Raw genomic sequence first — 18,116 nt, forward strand, 5'->3', positions numbered from 1 at the left:
CTCCGGGGAACAACTTTAGCTTTCCGGGGGAGTGTAGTCCACAAGCGCACGCAATGTTTGCGGAAACGCCTTTTCCTCGGCCAGATCGAATGCCGTCCTGCCCGATGCGTCGGCCCGTGCGAGGTCGACGAAACCGGTGAGGAGTGGACGCACGGCGTCGATGGGGTCCGCCGTGGCGAGGCGGATGGTGGCGAGTACGATGCGCTCGCGCGAGTCGAAGATGTCCGCATCGGGCAGCAGGCAACCGAAGATGGCCTGTCCATCGCCGTGGTGGGCGGTCATCAGGCATTCGCTACCGTCGGGGCTAGGGAGAAATTCGAGGTTCATACCGCGCGGAAGCGGAGCCGCGCCGTGGCGTTCGAGGTCGCGCAGATTGCCCGCAAAGCGAGCGTGGTTGATGAAGTGGTCCATCTGGGCGCGGATGTAGCCCTTGAGCGCGAGACGCGTGAAGCGGTCGTACTCCGGGGTGAGGCCGCCAGTGCCGGTCTGCGTGTCGATGAAGTCGTCGAGCACGCGCCGCCAGTCTGCGTCCGTGGGCGGCACGGGGCGGCCGGTGGGCGCGCCGAAGCGGATGAGGCGATAGCTCTCGCGGGTGTCATCCGTGGGGCGCAGTTCGAGGGCGAAGGGCGTCTGGCCCTTGTCGCCGTTGTCGATGACGCCTTCGACGAAGGGGCCGTCCGGATTGATGCCGTCGAGGTCCGTTGTGGCGTGGAAGTCTTCGTCGCAGTGGGCCACCAGCGCCTCGATGGTGAAGCTACCGCGCACGGCGTCGGGATCGACGAACGCGGCGATGGCCGCCTCGCGCAGGATGCCGTCCGGCGCGTCGACGAGCTTGTGCGCCGTACCCGCGTCGTTGCAGCCGGGAAGGACGAGGGCCAAGAGCGCGCACACGGCAAGGAGCGCGCGGCGCGGCGCAGCGTAGGTCGAAAGCGAAAATCGGTCGAATCGGTGCATGCGGTTCGTAAAGTCCTTGGGTCTAGTTGGAGTACATGATGGGTGCGCGGAAGCCCTTGCCGCCGCGGCCCGTCCAGGCCTGGAATCCGAAGTCGTCGAAGTAGAGGTTGGTTGCCGTGTTGCCGACTGCGTGGATGCCGAGGTCCGTCGATTGCAAGGCCATCCCTGAATCCGGGGAAAGAAGCGTGCTGATGGTGACGATGGAATTCTGCTCCTCCGCTACGGATGTGGTGACATTGGTGGCACCCCCGCTGACGTTGTCCCATTGCACCAGCGTCATGCAGTCGTTGTTGGTGGTGAGGGACTGCCTGTCGTCCGGCGGCCAGTGGACCTCGTTGCGCGGGTTCGCGTGGCGGTTGTTGTCGTTCCATGCCGTTCCGGTGGTACCGTGTGCGGTCGTGTCGCCGTAGAACGCGCGGATATAGTTTGTCTTTGCGCCGAGGGTGCCGGTGAGGGTGAGCGTCCCCTGCGAGCCGTCGGGATTCTCGAAGAGCACGCCGCCGGTGCTGCGGATGTTCCCCTTGATCTTTGCCAGAGGCAGAGTGCCCTGAACATTGCCACCGCCGCCCCATGTCCTGCGGGTGAGGATGGGCTGACCGGCCAGACGCGCGCTGCCCGGGGTGTCGCCGCCGATGTTGATGACGGCACCGGACATGATGGGTGTGGAGGCCGGTGCCGTGAAATTCATGGGTTGGGCTTCCACGAGCCGCAGCATGAGCGTGGACCATGGCTTCATGCGGAAGTTCGGATAGGAACCGGAGAGAACGGAGTCGCTGGCGTCGAGAATCTTGTAGGCCAGCCACTTGAAGCCAGCGTCCGGGCTTGTGGCATCACGCGCCCAGAGCACGATTGCGGGCTGGGAGTAGCGGTGCTCCGGCCACCAGAAGCCTTGGTCCCACCGTTCCATTGTCCCGGTGAAGAGTTGGCTTGGAACGATGGCGTTAGGAACTTCGTCCACGTCGCCATCGAGGAACGTTGAACTGTACCATTCTCCGACTCGCTTCACCTGACGCGCGCGAAGGTAGGAGAGGCCGTAGGTGAAGAGTTCGCTGCCGCTGCTATTGTTCTGCATGCGGAAGGTGATGCCGCCGACCCAGTAGCGGTTGTCGTCAAGACTTCCAGGGCCGACGTACAGCTTGAGCTGCGCATCGTAGCTGAGCGTGTTGCCGTTGGTGCGCCAGATGCTGCTCAGGTTCACCGGCGAGCCAGCGCCGGGGCTGAAGGAGATGTTGCTCCAGTACCCGGTGTTTCCGAACAGTGAGATGTTCTCCGATCCTGTTACATCCAGCGCGTTGCCGCCGTCGACGTTGGCGATGGTGTGCGAGCCGATCTGTCCTCTGTCGTGCCCGCCCGTGGCGAAGTTCGCGTTGATGTTGTCGAAGCGTTCATGCAGGCTCGCGCGTTCCATGTCGTCGCCCGCCTGCGTCCAACCGATGGGCGTCAGGTAGGTCAGCGTGTGCGATGCGTCGCCGAGCTGGCCCGTGGTGCGGATGGTGACGAACTTGTCGAGGGCCACCACGTCTCCGGACGTGACGGAGACGGCGGGGAAGTCCGTGGTTGGGCTGTCGGCGAGGCGGATGCCCGTGAGCGTGGAGCCGACACGGCGCTGGTAGGTGTAGGTGTTGCTATCAGATGAAATGGTGAATGCGCCGCTGAATTCCGGGAAGGCGTCCGCACCGCTTTGCAGAACGAGATCGTTGGTGCGGCTGAACGTGTCCGAGGCCGCCGTAGCTCGGGGCAGGGCCTCGAAGCCGGTGAAGTCGTAGCCCGCGGCGGACGTGGTCAGGGAGAAGACGAGCCTCGGGACGGTGTATCCTTCGTAGCTTGTCGTGGAGCGGGTGACGCCGTTGTAGTTGAAGGGCACGCCGTTGACGAGCAACTGGCCAGAGTCCGGCGGAAAGTTGTTGTCCAGTTCGCCGAGGACCACCGTTGTCAGTTGCGTGTTGTTGTTGCCGGTCACCTCGAACCAGCGGGGGCGCATGCGGATGGTAAAGCTGCCATCGCCGTCGGCGAGGGTATAGGTCTTGCCGTGGAGTTCGAGGAGCTTGGTGTCCTTGTTGGTGCCGTCTGCAGTCAGATACTCGTGGGCGGCCACGGCGTATCCTGCCTCCGCGAGGTAGAAGGCGCGGCTACCACGGTTCATGACGGTCTGGTCGGTGATCGAGGTCGTGAACATGGGGACCATGGCCGCGCCCACGATGCCCATGAAGACCATGGCACCGATGACGGCGAGCATCACGCTGCCCCGCGCGTGATCGAACATGTTGCGGTCACGGTCTCGGGGGCGGCAGGCGCGGCGGACGGCGCGTACGGCCAGCGGCGTGCCAAGCACGACGCCTGCGGCCGCCCATGGCGACCACAACAGCAAGAGCGCCAGCCCGGTGAGCGGCAGCAGGGCCACATAGGCCGCATCGCGCGCCCATGGGCGCACGCGGATGTAGTCCGCCCACGCCGGGCCGTTGGTGTAATAGAAGTCCACGAAGGCGCGGCCGCCGTCCCATGTCAGCAGGAAGCGGTCGCGGAAGTTGCGCAGGGCGATGACCATGGGGTGCGTATCCCCACCGCACGCGGCCGTGGCCACGAAACAGTAGTCCGGCACCTCCGGCACTTCGTCGGGCGGCGGCGAGCCGCCGAGATTGTTGTTGTTGCGCGGCAGAACGGTGGTGGACACCGTGAGCGTTCCGGCGCTCTCGTGCTGGTAGGCCAGATTGATGCGGATGGCCGACAGCAGCTCGATGTCGTCGGAGGTGCGCCACGCGTTGGTTCCGCTGAAGGGCGTCAGGGTGAAGCCGCTGACGTCGTCGATGAGCACATGCCCGGTGGAGGCGGTGGGCAGCGTCCTTCCGTCGATGACCTTGATCTGGTTGCCGACGAGGGCGATGGCGCGTCCATTGGAGTTCCCGGGGCGTTCGAACACGATGTGGTCCGAGGTGGGGCTGTCCATGTTGCTCACGGCCATGACCTCGCGCAGTTCGCGTTCGAGGCGCATGATGGCGAGGTCGAGCTTCTGGCTCGTCTCCGTGTTTTCGCGGGTGAGCAGATAGCCGCGTGCGCCCTCGGTGATGAACATGCCGCCCGCCACGGAGATGATGCCGAGCAGGACTGTCGTGGCGATGAGTTCGATGAGGGTGAAGCCGTTGCCTCGGGGATGGGTGGGCGTGTGCGTCATGGTGGCCGTCCTATCGTGCGAAGAGCGTGACGACGGTCTGGTCGCCGACGGTGATGCGGACCTTGAGAATGTTGTCGCCCGAGGGGGCGGTCTGTTCCATGCCGCTGCCGTCGAAGGAGATGTATTTCGTCTCGACGGTGTAGGTGCCGTAGTGCCCGCCTTCGAGGCGGCTTTTGAGGGTCGAGAGGGCCGTCTGCGATGCCGAGGGGTTGTCGGCCAGCAACTGGCGGTAGTCTGCGCTGGCGGCCTCCACGACGCCCTGCGCCGAGCCTCGGTCGAGCACGCGGACCACCGGCAGGGAACTGTGCGCCACTGCGCTCATCATGTAGTTGGCCACGATGGTGGCCACGAAGGCGAGCAACACGATGGTGACGATGATCTCGATGAGCGTGAAGCCGTGCTGGCGGCTGCGGGCGTGACGCGACGTCATGGAATGAACCCCGTGTCTGCGGTGACGGTCAGCGTTTCGGGAGTGCGGTCGGGCATACTGAGGGTAATGGTCCAGCCTGCGGTGGATGCGGCGATGCCCTCGCCCGTGGCGGCGGGTTCGCCATTGGCGTCGAAGGTGACGGTCCATGCGCCTGCGGAGATGCCGTCCGGGATGGTGCGCACGATGTCGTTTTCCGCGGGCAGGTGTTCCTGCGTGGCCGTGGTGCCGTGGAAAAGGAAGTAGGACGTTCCCGCACTGCTCACGCCCCACGGATCGCTAGTGCTGAGCGCCATGTGCTGGGCGTAGCGCAGGTGCCGTTTGAGCACTTCGCTCTGGGCGCGCAGGTTCACATCGAACAGGTTGCCGAATCCGGCGATGGCCGTGGCGGCCATGATGCCGAGGATGGCGATCACCGCGATCAGTTCAATCAGGGTGAAGCCGGAAGCGTCCGTGGCGTGCGAATGGAGGCGTGGTCTGTGCATGGTCGGGCCGCTCTGTCGCTAGTGGTTTCGTGGCAAGTGCAATGATGGGCATGCATCATGTTGTAATGGTAGCAAAATGGATACCATTGCTTTCGATGCATCGCAAATACGATGCGTGTTCAATGCAGGGCGCGTGAAACAAATCGTGATAGCGTATGTTTGAAATGGTCCGCCGTGAGGCTGTATTTCGTCATACGCCTTTTTTTTGTGGCGTCGCCGTGTGTGCGGCATTCGCATCGCTCGTTTCGCCATACCAGCCTACTGTGGTCATGAGCGGCAGATTCCGCGAGCCGAAGCGCCGAAACGTGACGCGGTTCAGGAAGAGATTCCAGCGCAGGCGCATGCGGTCCCCGAATCCGTAGTGCTCGGGAAGTTCCGTCGCCTCGGCGGAGGCGTCCACGGCCTCGGCAAGGCTCGCTCCCTCGGCAAGGCGCTTGGTCACGTGGGCCATGCGGATGAGGTCCGTTCCGGATTTCGGCACGGGCACATAGGCAACGCCCTCGTTGCCCGCCATATCGTGCAGGGCCTTGCGACAGGCCGGGCAGGAGGGCGAGAAGTACAGCCGCACGGGCGAGACCTGCGGTCCGGCGATGATCCATGGCTGCGCGGTTTCCTGCGCGACGGCGGCGAGGTTGGGCGTGAGCGCGCACAGCCACACGACGCCGAGCGTCAGCATGGCGGGCCGGGCGAGGAATTTGCCGGAGTAGAGGCAGAGGAAGACGAGCGCGAAGAGGCTTCCGGCCAGCAGGCAATTCACGCACGTGGCGGACAGCGCCATCCAGCCGAGCAGCAGGATGTCCACGCCGAGGGCCACGGCGGCAAGCCCGCGCGCGAGGTCGAGATGTTTGCGAAAGCACAGCCCGCCGAGTGTGACGAAGCACGCCGCGCCCCACCACCACAGGGAAAGGCCGAGGAACGATGTGCCCCGGTAAAGCTCGCAGCCGGACGTTATGCATGCGCTGTCGAGCGCGCCGATGGCGGCGGCGATGCAGAATGCGGCCCCCGCGAGGGAGCAGAGGATGCAGACGCGGCGTTTCCCGGCGGCGTTTCGTTCGCGAACGTGCAGGGAAGGGAATGTGGTGGTGCCCATGAGTGCCTCGTACGATGCCCGCGAGGGCAGGATTTTTTGACGTTCACAGCGTGCGTGCGCCGTGCTCCGGCGTGCGGGCTGGCGCGGGAATGTTCCGCCATGAAATGAGCCGGTTGGCTATGGCGGTTGGCTCATTCCTAACGTGAAGGCCTGTGCCTGTCAGCAGTTTTCGTCAGGAATTTGAACCGGCCAGCCCGCGCCCCGTCTGGCTTGGTTGGGGAACATCATTTTTTGGAGGTGGCGCTCCAAACTGTGGAGCATGGTCCTTGCTGGGCATCACACCATGGAGCGTGGATGTGGGGGGAGTGTATTGGGCTTGCGTTCCCGTCGTGCCTGCCTCTTGCAATTTCCCGGAATCGCGTGGATACTTTCGCCGACGCTGACCGTCATCCGTCGTACGCTCTGGCACGGAAGATGCTACCTGATTGGCGTGAAGCGGGTCTCGGATGGCCCGGGGCCATGAGTCTCATACTCGAACACAAGAGGAGATGGAGATGAAGCAGAACAACAGAAAGAAGAACGGCTTCACCATGATCGAACTGATCGCGGTGATCGTCATCCTCGGCATCCTGGCCGCCGCCGCTGTGCCGAGATTCCTTGATGCGCGTGCTGACGCGCGTGAGGCTGCGGCTGATGGGATCATCGCCGCATGGCAGAGCGAGTGCAGCCTCCGCGTGGCCAATGCAGCGTTGAATGACGCGACTACTATCGTGTGCCCCACCGGCGCTGCCGCGGACACCTCTTGGACTCATGAGGTGGCGAATTCTGGCCTGTCCATCGTTGGTGCAGTGGGTACAGGTACTGGCGGAACGGGCCAGTGCACCTTCCAGGTTACGGGTACTGGATTGACCAGATCAGTCACCTACACTCTCCCCACTGGATTTACCGGTAGCTGATCAATTTTTGTCCAAGGTGAGGGGCCTGCCCCTCACCTTGGTGATAGGCGTTTCTACTGTCGCGCTACCTTCGTTTTTTTCATCCTTCCTTGTATTCCCCCACATTGATCTCCAGCTTCTTTACCCTGTGCCACAGACTCCGTGGCTTGATTCCCAGAAGTTCCGCCGCTCTGGCCTGAATGCCGCCGGACTGTTGCAGCGCCGCGCAGATCATCTGACGCTCCATGGCCGCGAGGTAGGTGTCGATGTCTGTCTGTCCGGTTGGGCTGTGCTCCGCTGTGGGGTGGCCCGGCGTGGCATCGGATGCGGCGTCATCAGCATGCGCCGTTTCCCCGCGTGACGTTTGCTCCGGCAGGGGGCGCATCACGCCGTCCTCCGCAAGCACGGCCGCGCGCTCCACGTGGTTGGCCAGTTCGCGGATGTTGCCCGGCCAGTCCCGCGAAATGAAGAGTTGCAGCATCTCCGGGGCGCAGTGCAGGTCGTGCCCCTGCCGCTCCAGAAAGTGCTGCACCAGCGCAGGGATGTCCTCCCGGCGTTCGCGCAGTGGCGGAATGTGGATGGGGAAGACGTTCAGGCGGTGGTAGAGGTCCTCGCGAAAGGTCCGCTCGGCCACCATGGTTCGCAGGTCGCGGTTGGTGGCGGCCACCACGCGCACGTTGAACTTCTTCGCCTTTGTCCCGCCCACCCGCGTGCATTCGCCGTTCTCCAGCATGCGCAGAATCTTGGCCTGCGTGGCCAGCGGCATGTCCCCCACCTCGTCCAGAAACAGCGTGCCGCCGTCGGCAAGCTCGAACTTGCCCGGCTTGGCGGATACCGCGCCGGTGAAGGCGCCGCGCTCGTGTCCGAAGAGTTCGCTTTCCAGCAGTTGATCGGGAATGGCCGCGCAGTTCACGGCGATGTAGGGACCTTCCGCCCTGCGGCTGCGGCTGTGGATGCCCGAGGCCACCAGTTCCTTGCCCGTGCCGGATTCGCCGGTGATGAGTACCGTGGCGTCGCTCTGTGCCACCTTGGCCGCGCGGGTCAGCACCTCGCGCATGGGGCGGCTGTGGCAGACGATGTCCGGAAACAGGGCCTTGGCGTCCAGCGCGCTCAGCACGTTGGACACCTGCATGAACAGGTCGTCGAGGATTGCGGGGTCCGTGGCGGGCTTGTCACCAGTGTCGCGCTCGGCCACGTCCGAGAGGACGTTGATCTCCCGTGCGCGCTTGAGGAAGCGCTCCAGCGGGCCGGTGAGCCAGCGGAAGGTGATGAGCGATGCGGCGAAGCACACGCCGCCGGACACCGCGCAGAGCAGGGCGAGGCGTGCCTCCATGCTCTGCGCGAAGCCGGGATGAAGAAGGGCCAGTGCCCGGTCCGTGACCAGCACCGAGAGGACCGTCACCCCCGCGAGGACGAACGGCACCAGAAAGCCGAGACCGACGCGGAACCGCATGGCGTCATCCCGCCATTTTGGTCAGGTCCCACATGGGCAGGAAGATGGCCAGCGCGAAGAAGCCCACCACGCCCGCGAGGACGAGGATGAGGATGGGGCCGATCATCTCGGCCATTTTCTTCACGGAGTATTCCACCTCGTAGTCGTAGTGGCTGGCCACCTCGCGCAGCATCTCGTCCAGATTGCCGGACTCCTCGCCAATGGCGATCATGGTGATGATGAGCGGGGTGAAGAAGGGCGAGGACTTGAGCGGCCGGGAGATGCCCTTGCCTTCCTGCAACTGGTCCTTGAGATTTTCGAAGACGCGCTCGATGGCGGCATTGCCGATGGTCTGCGCCAGCACGCTCACCGAGTTGATGACCGACACGCCGCTGGACTGGAGCAGCGCGAAGATGGCGGCGAAGCGGGACATAGCGGCCTTGAGCATCACCTTGCCGATGAGCGGACAGCGCAACAGGAACTTGTCGCGCACCAGCCGCCCCTGCGGGGTGCGGCAGTACATGACCAGCGCCGTCACGCCGAGCACAACGCCGCCCACGATGAGCGGCCAGTAGTTGTTCAGCCCATCATACAGGAAGATGCACACGCGCGTGGGCATGGGCAATTCGATCTTGGCCGAGGCGAAGATGCCCATGAACTTCGGGATGACGAAGGTGAGCAGGAAGATGAACGCGCCGAATAGCGCCGTCACCACGATGGCCGGATAGGTCAGGGCCGACTTGATCTGCTGCTTGATCTCGAACTCATGCTGGATGATGTAGATGAGCCGCTCCAGCACCTCGGACAGATTGCCGCTGACCTCGCCCGCGCGCAGCATGCTGCAATAGAGATTGTCGAAGATGCGCGGGTGCTTGCTGAAGGCCTCGTAGATGGTCGTGCCCTGCCGGATGTCCTGTGAGATGGCGATGACGGCCTTCTTGAGCTTGGGGTTCTCGGTCTGTTGCTCCAGCACGTCGAGGACGTTCAGGATGGACAGGCCCGCGTTGACCATGGTCCGGAATTGCTTGGTGAACAGGATGAGGTCGCCGGGCTTCACCGTGGCGAGCATTTCGTCGATGGCCTTGAAGTTTAGCGAGAGGCTTGCACCCGCCGGGCGCACCTCCGAGGGCAATAGACCCTTGGAGACGAGCATGTCCAGCGCGAGTTCCGTGCTGTCGGCCTCTATGACGCCGCTGACGGGCGATCCCGAGTCCGTGATGGCTTGATATCTGAATTTCTGCATGGCGTCGTTTCCCTATCAGATGAGGACCGTCGAGGCGGCTTCTTCGAGGGTGGTGATGCCCTGAAGAACCTTTTCCGCGGCGTCCTGCTTCAGGGTGTGGAGCTTTCCGGCCTCCATGGCGGCGCGGGTGATGTCCGCCGACGAGGCGCGGGCCATGATCATGTCCTGAATCTGCTCGTCGATCTCCAGCACCTCGAACACGGCGATGCGGCCCGAGTAGCCGGTGTTCTTGCACATGCGGCAGCCCGTGCCCCGGAGGTAGGTCTGGCCGGTTTCGGGCAGGCCCATGGCGCGAAGCGCCGGTGCCGGCGGCTGGTATTCTTCGAGGCAGTGCGGGCAGTTGCGCCGCAGCAGGCGCTGGGCGATGGATACCAGCAGCGTGGAGGCCACGAGGAACGGCTCGATGCCCATGTCGATGAGGCGCGTCACCGCGCCCGACGCATCGTTGGTGTGCAGGGTGGACAGCAGGCGGTGGCCGGTCATGGCGGCCTGTACGGCGATGCCCGCCGTCTCGCCGTCACGGATTTCGCCCACGAGGATGACGTCCGGGTCCTGCCGCAGGATGGAGCGCAGGCCGCTGGCAAAGGTCATGCCCGCGCGGCGGTTGAGCTGCACCTGCCGGATTTTCGCGACGCGGTATTCCACCGGGTCTTCGAGGGTGATGATGTTGATGTCCGGCTGGTTCAGGCGCTTGAGCGCGGCGTAGAGGCTGGTGCTCTTGCCGCTGCCCGTGGGGCCGGTGGTCAGAATCATGCCGTAGGGCTTGTGCAGCGCATTCAGGACCTTGGCGCGGTCTGCGTCGGCCATGCCGAGGTCTTCGAGATTGGCGATCTGACCGTCGCGGGCGAGCAGGCGCAGGATGATGTTCTCGCCGTGGATGGTGGGCAGGCTGGAGGCGCGCACGTGGATGTCCCGCTTCTCGAACTGGAAGGAGAAGCGGCCGTCCTGCGGGATGCGCGACACGGCGATGTCCATGTGCGCGAGAATCTTCACGCGCGAGACCAGCGGCAGGAAGTAGCTTTTGGGCGGAGCGGGAATCTCGCGCAGCTTGCCGTCCACGCGGAAGCGAAGCTGGATGTAGTTCTTCTCGGGGCTGATGTGCACGTCGCTCGCGCCTTCGCGCACGGCCTGCGAGAGGATCGAGTTCAGGAGCTTCACCACCGGAGCCTCGGAGGCCATGCCTTCGAGGGAATCCACGGCGAGGTCCTGCTCCGCCTCCGGCAAAGCGTTCTCGTCTGTCTGGATTTCCGCGTTCTCCATCGCGCCGAGCACGTCATCAAGGTCCGACTGGATGCCGTAGGTGGCGTAGGTCAGTTCCTGCAATTCGCGTTCGGTGCAGATGATGGGGTCCACTTCGAGGTTGGAGAATATCTCCACCGCGTCGATGGCGTTGATGTCCATGGGGTCGGACATGGCGACCGTCAGCAGCCGCCCCTTGCGCTGCAGCGGCACGAGGTTGTGCTTCTGCGCGAGGTCTGCGGGCACGAGGTTTTCCGCGCCCACCTCCACGGGGTAGGTGTCCGCCTTGTAGGTGGGAATCTTGAGCTGTCTGCTGACAAGTTCCACGATCTGGGATTCCTTGAGGAACCCCTTCTGAACGAGATACTGGCCCAGTCGCAGGCCGGAGGAGGACTGGTCCTTGAGGATGGCAGGGAGTTCCTTGTCGTCCAGAAGTCCGGCCTGAACGAGCATCTCGCCGAGTCTCATGCGTTTGCGAACAGTCATGCCCCTCTCCAGGTGCTGATGTTTTTCGATGCGGGTCCGGGGCGCGGATCAGGCGCCGGGGCGCGAGCCGCCAAGGGAGCGGGAAAAGCCCGCGCCGCCCAGATAGACCATGTTCTCGGCCTTGCCGTCCAGAAGGCGTGCATTGTCCCGCAGGGACTGGGGCAGGCGCGCCATGGCGGCGCGGGCCTCGACCGGCGAGGTGAATGCATCGCGCAGGACCACGCTGAAGGCGAGGCCTTCGCGCGGGGTCCAGTGGCTCAGGATGCGGCAGTCGTCGGGCGCGGACGGCAGCAGGGCATAGGCCTCGCGTAGCGTGCCCGCACGGTTCAGTTCAATCCATGTGTGACGGGAGAATTCCCCCGCCGGATAGGTCGCCACGCAGGGGAAGCGCAGGGCGCTACCGGGCGTGATGACGTTGGGATCGCGGAGTTGCCCGTTGGCTTCGAGCACGTGGGCGAGGTCCGCGGTGTCGTATATTCCGTAGACGCGGGCCATGATGAGCGACAGCTTGTCGCGCGGGGCGACGACGATGCAGCCCAGTTGGCGGGGAGGTTCGAAGTCCTGCGCCGTGTCCTCGCGCATGTCCTGTGCGGGCAGTGGCGCAGGGTGCGTGGCGGCAGTATCCTGACTGATCCCGGTCGCTGCGAGGTCGCGTCCGTCCGGGGACGGCGTCGCCCGCAGGGCGGGAAGCGCGGACATGGTTGCCTCGGCCGGTGCGGGAAGTGTCCCTTCGAGCGCCGGAGTGCCGTGGGGACGCTCCAGACCGTTCGCCGTTGTGTCGGCTGTCAGTTGGGGAGCTGTCGTGATGGCGACTTCGGTCCATCCGTTCACGCGCTCGATCATTGGCCTGCGGACCTCGGGAAAGGCGAGCATCGCCGCCCCGATGGCGATGACCACGAGTGCCGCGGCAGCCCATCTGGGCAGTCCGCGCTTGTGGCGTCGTGGCATATTGCGTGCGCAGGACCGGACCATCGCCGCGTCAGCGGTGGTCTTGTTCTGGAGGATGAGCGCGAGGATGACCTTGTGGCAGAGGTTTATGATCTTGCGCGGATGCCCGCCCGTGGCCATGTGCAGAGCCGCAAAGGCCCCGCGCGAGAAGATGATCGGCTCCGCATAGCCCGCCTTGGCGAGGTCGATGCGGTGGCGGACCATTTCGGTGGTTTGGGCGAGGGTGAGCGGTTCGAGGAGAATGCGCTCGTTGATGCGATCCTCCACGTTGCGCATGGCGGCGAGCAGCTCGTCGAACTCCGGCTGGGCGAAGATGACGATTTGCAGCAGCTTGGCGTCGTTGGTCTCGTAGTTGAGCAGTTCTCGGAGCAGTTCGAGGCATTCGGGGCTGATCTTCTGCCCCTCGTCCACGATGAGCACCACGATGCGCCCCTGATCCACCGCCTTGGTGAACAGGGTGTTCTTGATGCGCTCCTTGATCTCCCATTCCGATGCGTCCGGCGGGGCGGGCGCGTCGGTCAACATGGCGTGCAACTGCCCCAGAAGCTCCGCCGCGGAGCCGAATGCCGGGTCGAGGATGAGGTGGGTCTCGATGCCTTCCACGTCCAGACAGCGCAGAAGCTGTCTGCACAGGGTGGTCTTGCCGAGACCGACCTCGCCCAGCACCACGTTGAGTCCGCGGCGGAGCCTGAGGGCGATTTCCAGCCGATTCAGGCAGTTCGCATGCCCCTCGGACCGGAAGAAGAAATCCGGGTCCGGGGTGTTGGAGAACGGCTCCCTTCCGAAGCCAAGTATGCCGTAGTAGTCCATGTCGTCAGCTGTCGCCTCGGGTTTGGCTACTGGTCACCGTTTTCGTCGTCGGTCTTCTCGTCGTATTCCTTTTCGAGCTGCTCGATGTTCTTCGTCGGAGTGCCGTCGGACCATTCGCTCAGGATGGACGGCGTGATGAAGATGAGCACCTCTTCGAGGGAATTGGACTTGCTGTCGCTGGAGAAGAGCTTGCCGACGCCCGCCACGTCCTTGAGTCCGGGAATGCCCGTGTCGCCCGTGGAGGCGCGGTGCTTGGTCAGGCCGGAAATGACGACGGTCTCGCCGTCTCGCGTGACGAGGGTGGTCTCGGTCTGCTTCTTGATGATGTAGGGATTGCCCTGCACGTTGCGGGTGAGGTCCACCTCGTCCTTCTTGACCTTGATCTTGAGCTTCATGACGTCGCTGTCGATGACGTGCGGCGTGATTTCGAGGCGCAACACGGCGTCCTTCCATTCCACGTCGGCATTCCCGGCCTCGTCCAGCGAGATGTAGGGCACTTCCGCGCCGTTCTCGGTGAATGCGGTCTGGTTGTCGAGGGTGGTGATGGACGGACTCGACAGGATGCGCAGCTTGTCGTCGCTTTCCAGCGCGGCCAACTGGGCTTCGAGAATGTTACCGCCGATCTTGCCGAACATGAGGCCAAGCGACAGGCCCGAGCCGTCCTTGGGGAAGGTCTTGGGGATGAAGCTGGACACCATGCCGTGACCGGACAGGCCGTTATTGTTGTTGTTGAGCGTGGGCGTGGTGCCGCCGCCCTGAACGGGATCGGTGCCGACGGTGCCGCCGGTGCCGCCCGGGACGACCCACATGTTGTTGTTGTAGCCGCCCATGCCGTCGCTTTTGAAGCCGCCGCCCCACTGGATGCCCAGTTCGCGCGCGGTGTCGCTGGTGGTCTCCACGATGTGGGCCTTGAGCTTGATCTGGCGGCTAGGCCGGTCCAGATGCTCCACCAGCTTCACGATGCGGCGGACGTCCTCCGGGATGGCCTGCACGACGAGGGCGTTGGCCTGCGTGTCGACCTCCACGGTACCACGGGCCTTGCCCTCGCCATCCTGCGTGAGCATCTTGCCCAGATACTCCTGAAGGCTGGCGGCCTCGGCGTAGCGGATATTGAGCACGGTGGTCGCCAGCGGCTGGCGATTCCTGAGGGCGTTGAGCTTGATGGAGGTTTCGAGATCCTCCGGCGTCATCACGCGCAGGATGTCGCCTTCCCACTCGTAGGCGAGGCCGTTGGTCTTGACGATGCTCTTGAATATCTCGTTCCACGGCTGGTTGACGATGTTCACGTTGACGGAGCCGGAGACGTTGGGGCTGACGATGATGCTCTGTCCGGCGATGCGGCCCAGCGCCTGCAGCACGGCCACGATGTTGGCGTCGTGCATGCGCAGGGAGACGACCTTGGTCGGCAGCTCCTTTTCGGCGATGACGGCCTTGTCGACCTCGGCCGGGACGAGCGGTTCGTAGGTATGCGGTTTGAAGGAGGGGGAGTGCCCTTCCGACTGGGCCGCGATGGTCTTCCACTTCTCAAGGAACTTCTCGGACTCCTTGGCCTTCTTGTCGTGGGCGCAGCCGGCGATCGCAAGGATCAGACAAAGGGCCAGGGCGCCGAGCAGAATGGGCTTATTGCGGGATTCTCTGCGCATTTCTGTCCTCGGTGAAGGTTATGATGTCCTCTCTGATGGGGACGATGATCTGTTCTCTCATGCCGCTTGCGGGATCGGTGCGCTCCAGCCGGACCGTGTCCGGTCCAATGGTGATGATGGCGCAGCCGTTCTCGTCGACATGCTCGCCGATGCCGAATTCCTCGCCGTTTATGATGGCGAGCTTGCGGCGGTTGAACTCGACGTAGCCGCTGTAGACGTAGTCGGTGCTGTTGGTGGTGACCACGACGTTTTCCTCCTGCCCGGCCAGGTCGGCCTTGGGCAGCTTGAGGAAGGGATCGGCCATTTCGGTGCCCTCGGCGAGCGAGAGCTTGTACATGTCCAGTTCGCTCGGGCGTTCTTTGGCAACCATGGACCGCATATCCTTGATCATTGCCTTGAGGTCCGCGGCGGCGATGTCCTTGCCCTTGGCGCGCACGCTGGCGGTGTCCTGGAACAGCAGCGTGTAGCCGCCGTAGAGGATGGCCACCCCCATGATGCATATCAGGATGATTTCGCGTTTCTGCATGCTGGTTCCTCCGGCGGCTAGCCGTTATCCACGGCCACCCAGGCCTTGAGTTGGAAGCTCGTGACACCGGGGCCTTCCGTCACGCGCATGCGCTCGATGTCGCGCAGATAGGGCAGCGCGCCGAGTTCCACGTAGAAGTCGCGAAAATCGCCGAGACCGCCGGTGACGGTGATGTCCACGGCCATGCGGCCCTCCTCCAGCGCCAGCGACAGCGGGTCGCAGTTCACGCACTGTGGGAGGAGGTTGCAGCTGCGGGCCAGAGCAGTGATGTCCGGCTTGACGCCTTCGATGTCCCCCGTGGCGAGTGTGGTTGACTCGGGAAGGGGCAGTGAGGATGCCCGGGTTTTGAGGCTGCTCACGAATTCCGCATACAGCGGGTGCAGTATCTGCTGGCGTTGGCGCACGGATTCTGCGCGCTGCGTCTCGCGGCGGATGTCCTTCGTGCGGGTCGCCGTGCGCAGGTTGAAAAGCGTGAAGAACACGGCCAGCACCGCGAGGCACACCAGCCCCCGTACCAGATTGCTTTTGTGGAGAGTCTGTGTCTTGCGCATGGCCGCTACCTCTGGACGTTGACGTGCAGGATGAAGTGCAGTCCGCTTTCGGCGGCCGGGCCGATGGCCTCGCGGCTGTGGATCATGGGATCGGCGAACAGCGGCGAGTTCTGCAGTTTGACGATGTATGACGCGAGGATGGAATCCTTGGCGTCACCGCCTTGCGTGATGCGCCCCTCAAGGATGAGCAGCCTCGGTTCGTCGATGGCGGCGTTGTGTCCGCGAGCCTTGCCCTTGGCGGGCTTGGCCGTGTCGCTCGGCCTGCCGATTTCGAGATCCAACTTGGTCAGCCGGATGTTGGACGGCGTGAGTTTTGACACTTCGCTTAGGACGGCGAGGCCCTCGTACTTTTCAGCCAGTGCCTTGAGGTTGCGCTGCTTGGTCTGGACCTGGGAGGCCAGCTTGAGCAGGAGTTGCTCGTCCACCGGCGGGGCGTAGGCCGCTATCTCCGCGTTGATGGCGTCGAGGTGCGCCTGCTCGGAGGAGGCGACGCCCGTCTGCCATGCGAAGAGTCCGACGAGCAGAGCCGCCGCGCCGAGGAAGGACGAGTAGACCATCCGTGTCTGACGCGCGGACTGCCACGCCTTCTGCTTGTCTTTGTAGGTGAAGAGCAGGTTCGGCGTGTGGGCGTTGTCCGACATGGCAAGCGCCGCGGTGATGTTGAAGGTCATGCGCTCGGCGAGATCGCTCGGCGGCGTGACGCCCTGCAGGGCGACCTCCCCGGCGGCGAGCGGATCGAAAAATCCGCACTCGATGTTGAGCTGCGTGGCGAGGAAGTTTTTCATGGGCGCGCTGGCCGCCACCTGTCCGGACAGGAAGATGTGCCCGACGGGATCGCCGCCTTCGGTGTTCACGTAGTGCTCGAAGGTCCGCTCTATCTGCCTGACGAGACGGTCGAGGGCGCTACTGATGGCGGTAAGGAGAGCGTCGGCATCCATTTCCGCACCCGGAACGTCTGCCCCGATGGGCGTGCCAAGCAGGCGGGCCATGATCAGATCGCGGGCCTGATCCGGCGTGAGCGTCGGCGCGGCCTCGCGCACGGGTTCCGGCTGGGCCGGCGTGGCGGGCTGGGCGGTTTCCAGTTCGAGAATGGGCGCGATCTCGATCTCGGCCGGTTCGGTTTCCGGTTCGAGTTCGAGTTCGAGAAGCGGAACCTCCGCGTCCTCCATGCCGACCGGTTCGGGAGCCGGAGGCTGGACGGTGGGCGGCGTGTAGTTGGCCTGAAGTTCGTCGACCATGCTGCCGAGCCCGGCCTTGATGCCGCGGCTCATGACGAGGTTGCCGTGATCGAAGATGTCGATGCGCGACCAGTTGCGGCCGATGAAGACCGAGGCCGCGGTGGCCGCGCCGTGGGTGATGCCCGTTGTGCGGCATGCCGTCTGGAGCGCCAGCGGCGGGATGGTGGCACCGGTCAGCGTCAGCCCCGCACCTTCGACGAGGTCGCGGATGCGGCGCAGCGCTGCATGCGGGATGGTGTAGGCCAGTGCCTGAAGCTTCGGGACGCCCTTGTCGATGACCTCGCCCTGGATTTCGAAGTCCAGAAGCGTTTCGGCCTCGTTGAGCTGCTTGTCGCGCCGGGCGGCCCAGTAAATGGTTTCCGATTCGCGTTTCTTGGGCACGCGCGGCACGCGGACCCGCCAGAGGTCCGCTTCGGCGGTGGGCACAAGTGCCCAGACCTCGGGCTTGCCCGAGCCTGCGCTTGCCGCGTTGACCTGCGTTCGGAGAAATTCCGGAAATCCCGGTGTGCCGGGGCCGGATTGCGGAGGATATTGAGCTTCCCGGAACGAGCGCAGGACATGTCGTCCGCCGGAGCGTTCCATTGAGACGATGCGAAGGCAGTCATGGGCGATGTCGAGACCGACGATGATGCCTTTGCCCTTGGTGGGAAGCAGTCCCTTCCGCGTGTCCCTTGTCGGCACGGAAGCCTTGACGTCGCGAGACGTCTGCCGTGTGGGCTGCCGGGTGGCGTCGTCGCTTGCGGCATGCACGGTAGACCCCTCACGGATCGTCTGCAACAGGCGTTCCGTGGAGCTGTTTTCGGATCGAGTCGCCAAAATCCCCCTCCGTTTCAGCGGACTTTTCTGGTGGAAGAACCTTCCTTGTTGACGTGTGGCGCCGTTGAGTCCGCCAGATCACGAAGCAACGGCTGGTCCACTATCATGAGTCATGCCCGCTCACAACCGATGCCCCTCAAACATCGGAAATGAACGATATGGTACGTCTATTACATATGTATTG

The 18,116-nt window shown here is 64.1% G+C and carries 14 protein-coding genes; 1 reads left to right on the top strand and 13 read right to left on the bottom strand.

The genetic code is table 11. The features are described from left to right. Window positions 1-15 precede the first annotated feature (15 nt). The 5 genes from GGQ74_RS11130 to GGQ74_RS11150 all read right to left on the bottom strand — a co-directional run bounded on the left by GGQ74_RS11130 (window position 16) and on the right by GGQ74_RS11150 (window position 6,125). Window positions 16-954, bottom strand: coding sequence for a hypothetical protein (locus tag GGQ74_RS11130; RefSeq protein ID WP_167941617.1), 939 nt, complete (start codon window positions 952-954; stop codon window positions 16-18). 22 nt (window positions 955-976) lie between these two features. After that, a complete protein-coding gene (locus GGQ74_RS11135) occupies window positions 977-4,123 on the bottom strand; it encodes a prepilin-type N-terminal cleavage/methylation domain-containing protein (RefSeq protein ID WP_167941618.1) in 3,147 nt (1,048 codons plus the stop codon). A gap of 10 nt (window positions 4,124-4,133) precedes the next feature. Next, window positions 4,134-4,553: a type II secretion system protein gene (locus GGQ74_RS11140; RefSeq protein ID WP_167941619.1), complete on the bottom strand. Its 420-nt coding sequence runs from the start codon at window positions 4,551-4,553 to the stop codon at window positions 4,134-4,136. Then, window positions 4,550-5,035 (bottom strand): pilus assembly FimT family protein, encoded by a 486-nt coding sequence (locus tag GGQ74_RS11145; RefSeq protein ID WP_167941620.1) that lies wholly within the window; start codon window positions 5,033-5,035, stop codon window positions 4,550-4,552. The genes GGQ74_RS11140 and GGQ74_RS11145 overlap by 4 nt, the downstream gene beginning before the upstream one ends. Before the next feature lie 190 nt (window positions 5,036-5,225). Continuing rightward, window positions 5,226-6,125 carry a hypothetical protein gene (locus GGQ74_RS11150; protein ID WP_167941621.1) on the bottom strand — a complete coding sequence of 300 codons (900 nt, stop codon included), beginning with the start codon at window positions 6,123-6,125 and terminating at the stop codon, window positions 5,226-5,228. 494 nt (window positions 6,126-6,619) lie between these two features. Here GGQ74_RS11150 and GGQ74_RS11155 point away from each other — a divergent pair, with 494 nt between their 5' ends. Further along, complete coding sequence (locus GGQ74_RS11155; protein ID WP_167941622.1) at window positions 6,620-7,021, top strand: type II secretion system protein; 402 nt, start codon at window positions 6,620-6,622, stop codon at window positions 7,019-7,021. A 79-nt stretch (window positions 7,022-7,100) separates the two neighbouring features. Here the strand turns inward: GGQ74_RS11155 and GGQ74_RS11160 are convergent, their stop codons facing one another. From GGQ74_RS11160 to GGQ74_RS11195, 8 genes are read right to left on the bottom strand one after another with little or no spacing between them, the layout of a single operon-like run. Continuing rightward, window positions 7,101-8,453: a sigma-54 interaction domain-containing protein gene (locus tag GGQ74_RS11160; protein ID WP_167941623.1), complete on the bottom strand. Its 1,353-nt coding sequence runs from the start codon at window positions 8,451-8,453 to the stop codon at window positions 7,101-7,103. 4 nt (window positions 8,454-8,457) lie between these two features. Next, window positions 8,458-9,675, bottom strand: a complete 1,218-nt coding sequence (locus tag GGQ74_RS11165) for a type II secretion system F family protein (RefSeq protein WP_167941624.1) — start codon at window positions 9,673-9,675, stop codon at window positions 8,458-8,460. A gap of 15 nt (window positions 9,676-9,690) precedes the next feature. Then, the gene (locus tag GGQ74_RS11170) at window positions 9,691-11,400 is read right to left on the bottom strand and encodes a GspE/PulE family protein (RefSeq protein ID WP_167941625.1); all 1,710 of its coding nucleotides are present in this window, start codon (window positions 11,398-11,400) and stop codon (window positions 9,691-9,693) included. Window positions 11,401-11,448: 48 nt separating this feature from the next. Further along, a complete protein-coding gene (locus GGQ74_RS11175) occupies window positions 11,449-13,158 on the bottom strand; it encodes an ExeA family protein (protein ID WP_167941626.1) in 1,710 nt (569 codons plus the stop codon). Window positions 13,159-13,184: 26 nt separating this feature from the next. Further along, window positions 13,185-14,801: a type IV pilus secretin PilQ gene (pilQ, locus tag GGQ74_RS11180; protein WP_167941627.1), complete on the bottom strand. Its 1,617-nt coding sequence runs from the start codon at window positions 14,799-14,801 to the stop codon at window positions 13,185-13,187. Beyond that, on the bottom strand, window positions 14,779-15,327 hold the full coding sequence (locus tag GGQ74_RS11185) for a hypothetical protein (RefSeq protein WP_167941628.1): 549 nt from the start codon (window positions 15,325-15,327) through the stop codon (window positions 14,779-14,781). Before GGQ74_RS11185 ends, pilQ begins: the two co-directional genes overlap by 23 nt. A gap of 17 nt (window positions 15,328-15,344) precedes the next feature. Continuing rightward, a complete protein-coding gene (locus GGQ74_RS11190; RefSeq protein WP_167941629.1) occupies window positions 15,345-15,878 on the bottom strand; it encodes a hypothetical protein in 534 nt (177 codons plus the stop codon). Window positions 15,879-15,883: 5 nt separating this feature from the next. Beyond that, window positions 15,884-17,932 (bottom strand): type IV pilus biogenesis protein PilM, encoded by a 2,049-nt coding sequence (locus GGQ74_RS11195; protein WP_167941630.1) that lies wholly within the window; start codon window positions 17,930-17,932, stop codon window positions 15,884-15,886. Window positions 17,933-18,116 lie beyond the last annotated feature (184 nt).

The organism is Desulfobaculum xiamenense (assembly GCF_011927665.1).
In the GTDB taxonomy this organism is placed as follows: Bacteria; Desulfobacterota; Desulfovibrionia; order Desulfovibrionales; family Desulfovibrionaceae; genus Desulfobaculum; species Desulfobaculum xiamenense.

Bases quoted from the DNA above. Each gene is read 5' to 3' on its own strand.
- GGQ74_RS11130 (WP_167941617.1), bottom strand. From the start codon at position 954: ATGCACCGATTCGACCGATTTTCGCTTTCGACCTACGCTGCGCCGCGC.
- GGQ74_RS11135 (WP_167941618.1), bottom strand. From the start codon at position 4,123: ATGACGCACACGCCCACCCATCCCCGAGGCAACGGCTTCACCCTCATC.
- GGQ74_RS11140 (WP_167941619.1), bottom strand. From the start codon at position 4,553: ATGACGTCGCGTCACGCCCGCAGCCGCCAGCACGGCTTCACGCTCATC.
- GGQ74_RS11145 (WP_167941620.1), bottom strand. From the start codon at position 5,035: ATGCACAGACCACGCCTCCATTCGCACGCCACGGACGCTTCCGGCTTC.
- GGQ74_RS11150 (WP_167941621.1), bottom strand. From the start codon at position 6,125: ATGGGCACCACCACATTCCCTTCCCTGCACGTTCGCGAACGAAACGCC.
- GGQ74_RS11155 (WP_167941622.1), top strand. From the start codon at position 6,620: ATGAAGCAGAACAACAGAAAGAAGAACGGCTTCACCATGATCGAACTG.
- GGQ74_RS11160 (WP_167941623.1), bottom strand. From the start codon at position 8,453: ATGCGGTTCCGCGTCGGTCTCGGCTTTCTGGTGCCGTTCGTCCTCGCG.
- GGQ74_RS11165 (WP_167941624.1), bottom strand. From the start codon at position 9,675: ATGCAGAAATTCAGATATCAAGCCATCACGGACTCGGGATCGCCCGTC.
- GGQ74_RS11170 (WP_167941625.1), bottom strand. From the start codon at position 11,400: ATGACTGTTCGCAAACGCATGAGACTCGGCGAGATGCTCGTTCAGGCC.
- GGQ74_RS11175 (WP_167941626.1), bottom strand. From the start codon at position 13,158: ATGGACTACTACGGCATACTTGGCTTCGGAAGGGAGCCGTTCTCCAAC.
- pilQ (WP_167941627.1), bottom strand. From the start codon at position 14,801: ATGCGCAGAGAATCCCGCAATAAGCCCATTCTGCTCGGCGCCCTGGCC.
- GGQ74_RS11185 (WP_167941628.1), bottom strand. From the start codon at position 15,327: ATGCAGAAACGCGAAATCATCCTGATATGCATCATGGGGGTGGCCATC.
- GGQ74_RS11190 (WP_167941629.1), bottom strand. From the start codon at position 15,878: ATGCGCAAGACACAGACTCTCCACAAAAGCAATCTGGTACGGGGGCTG.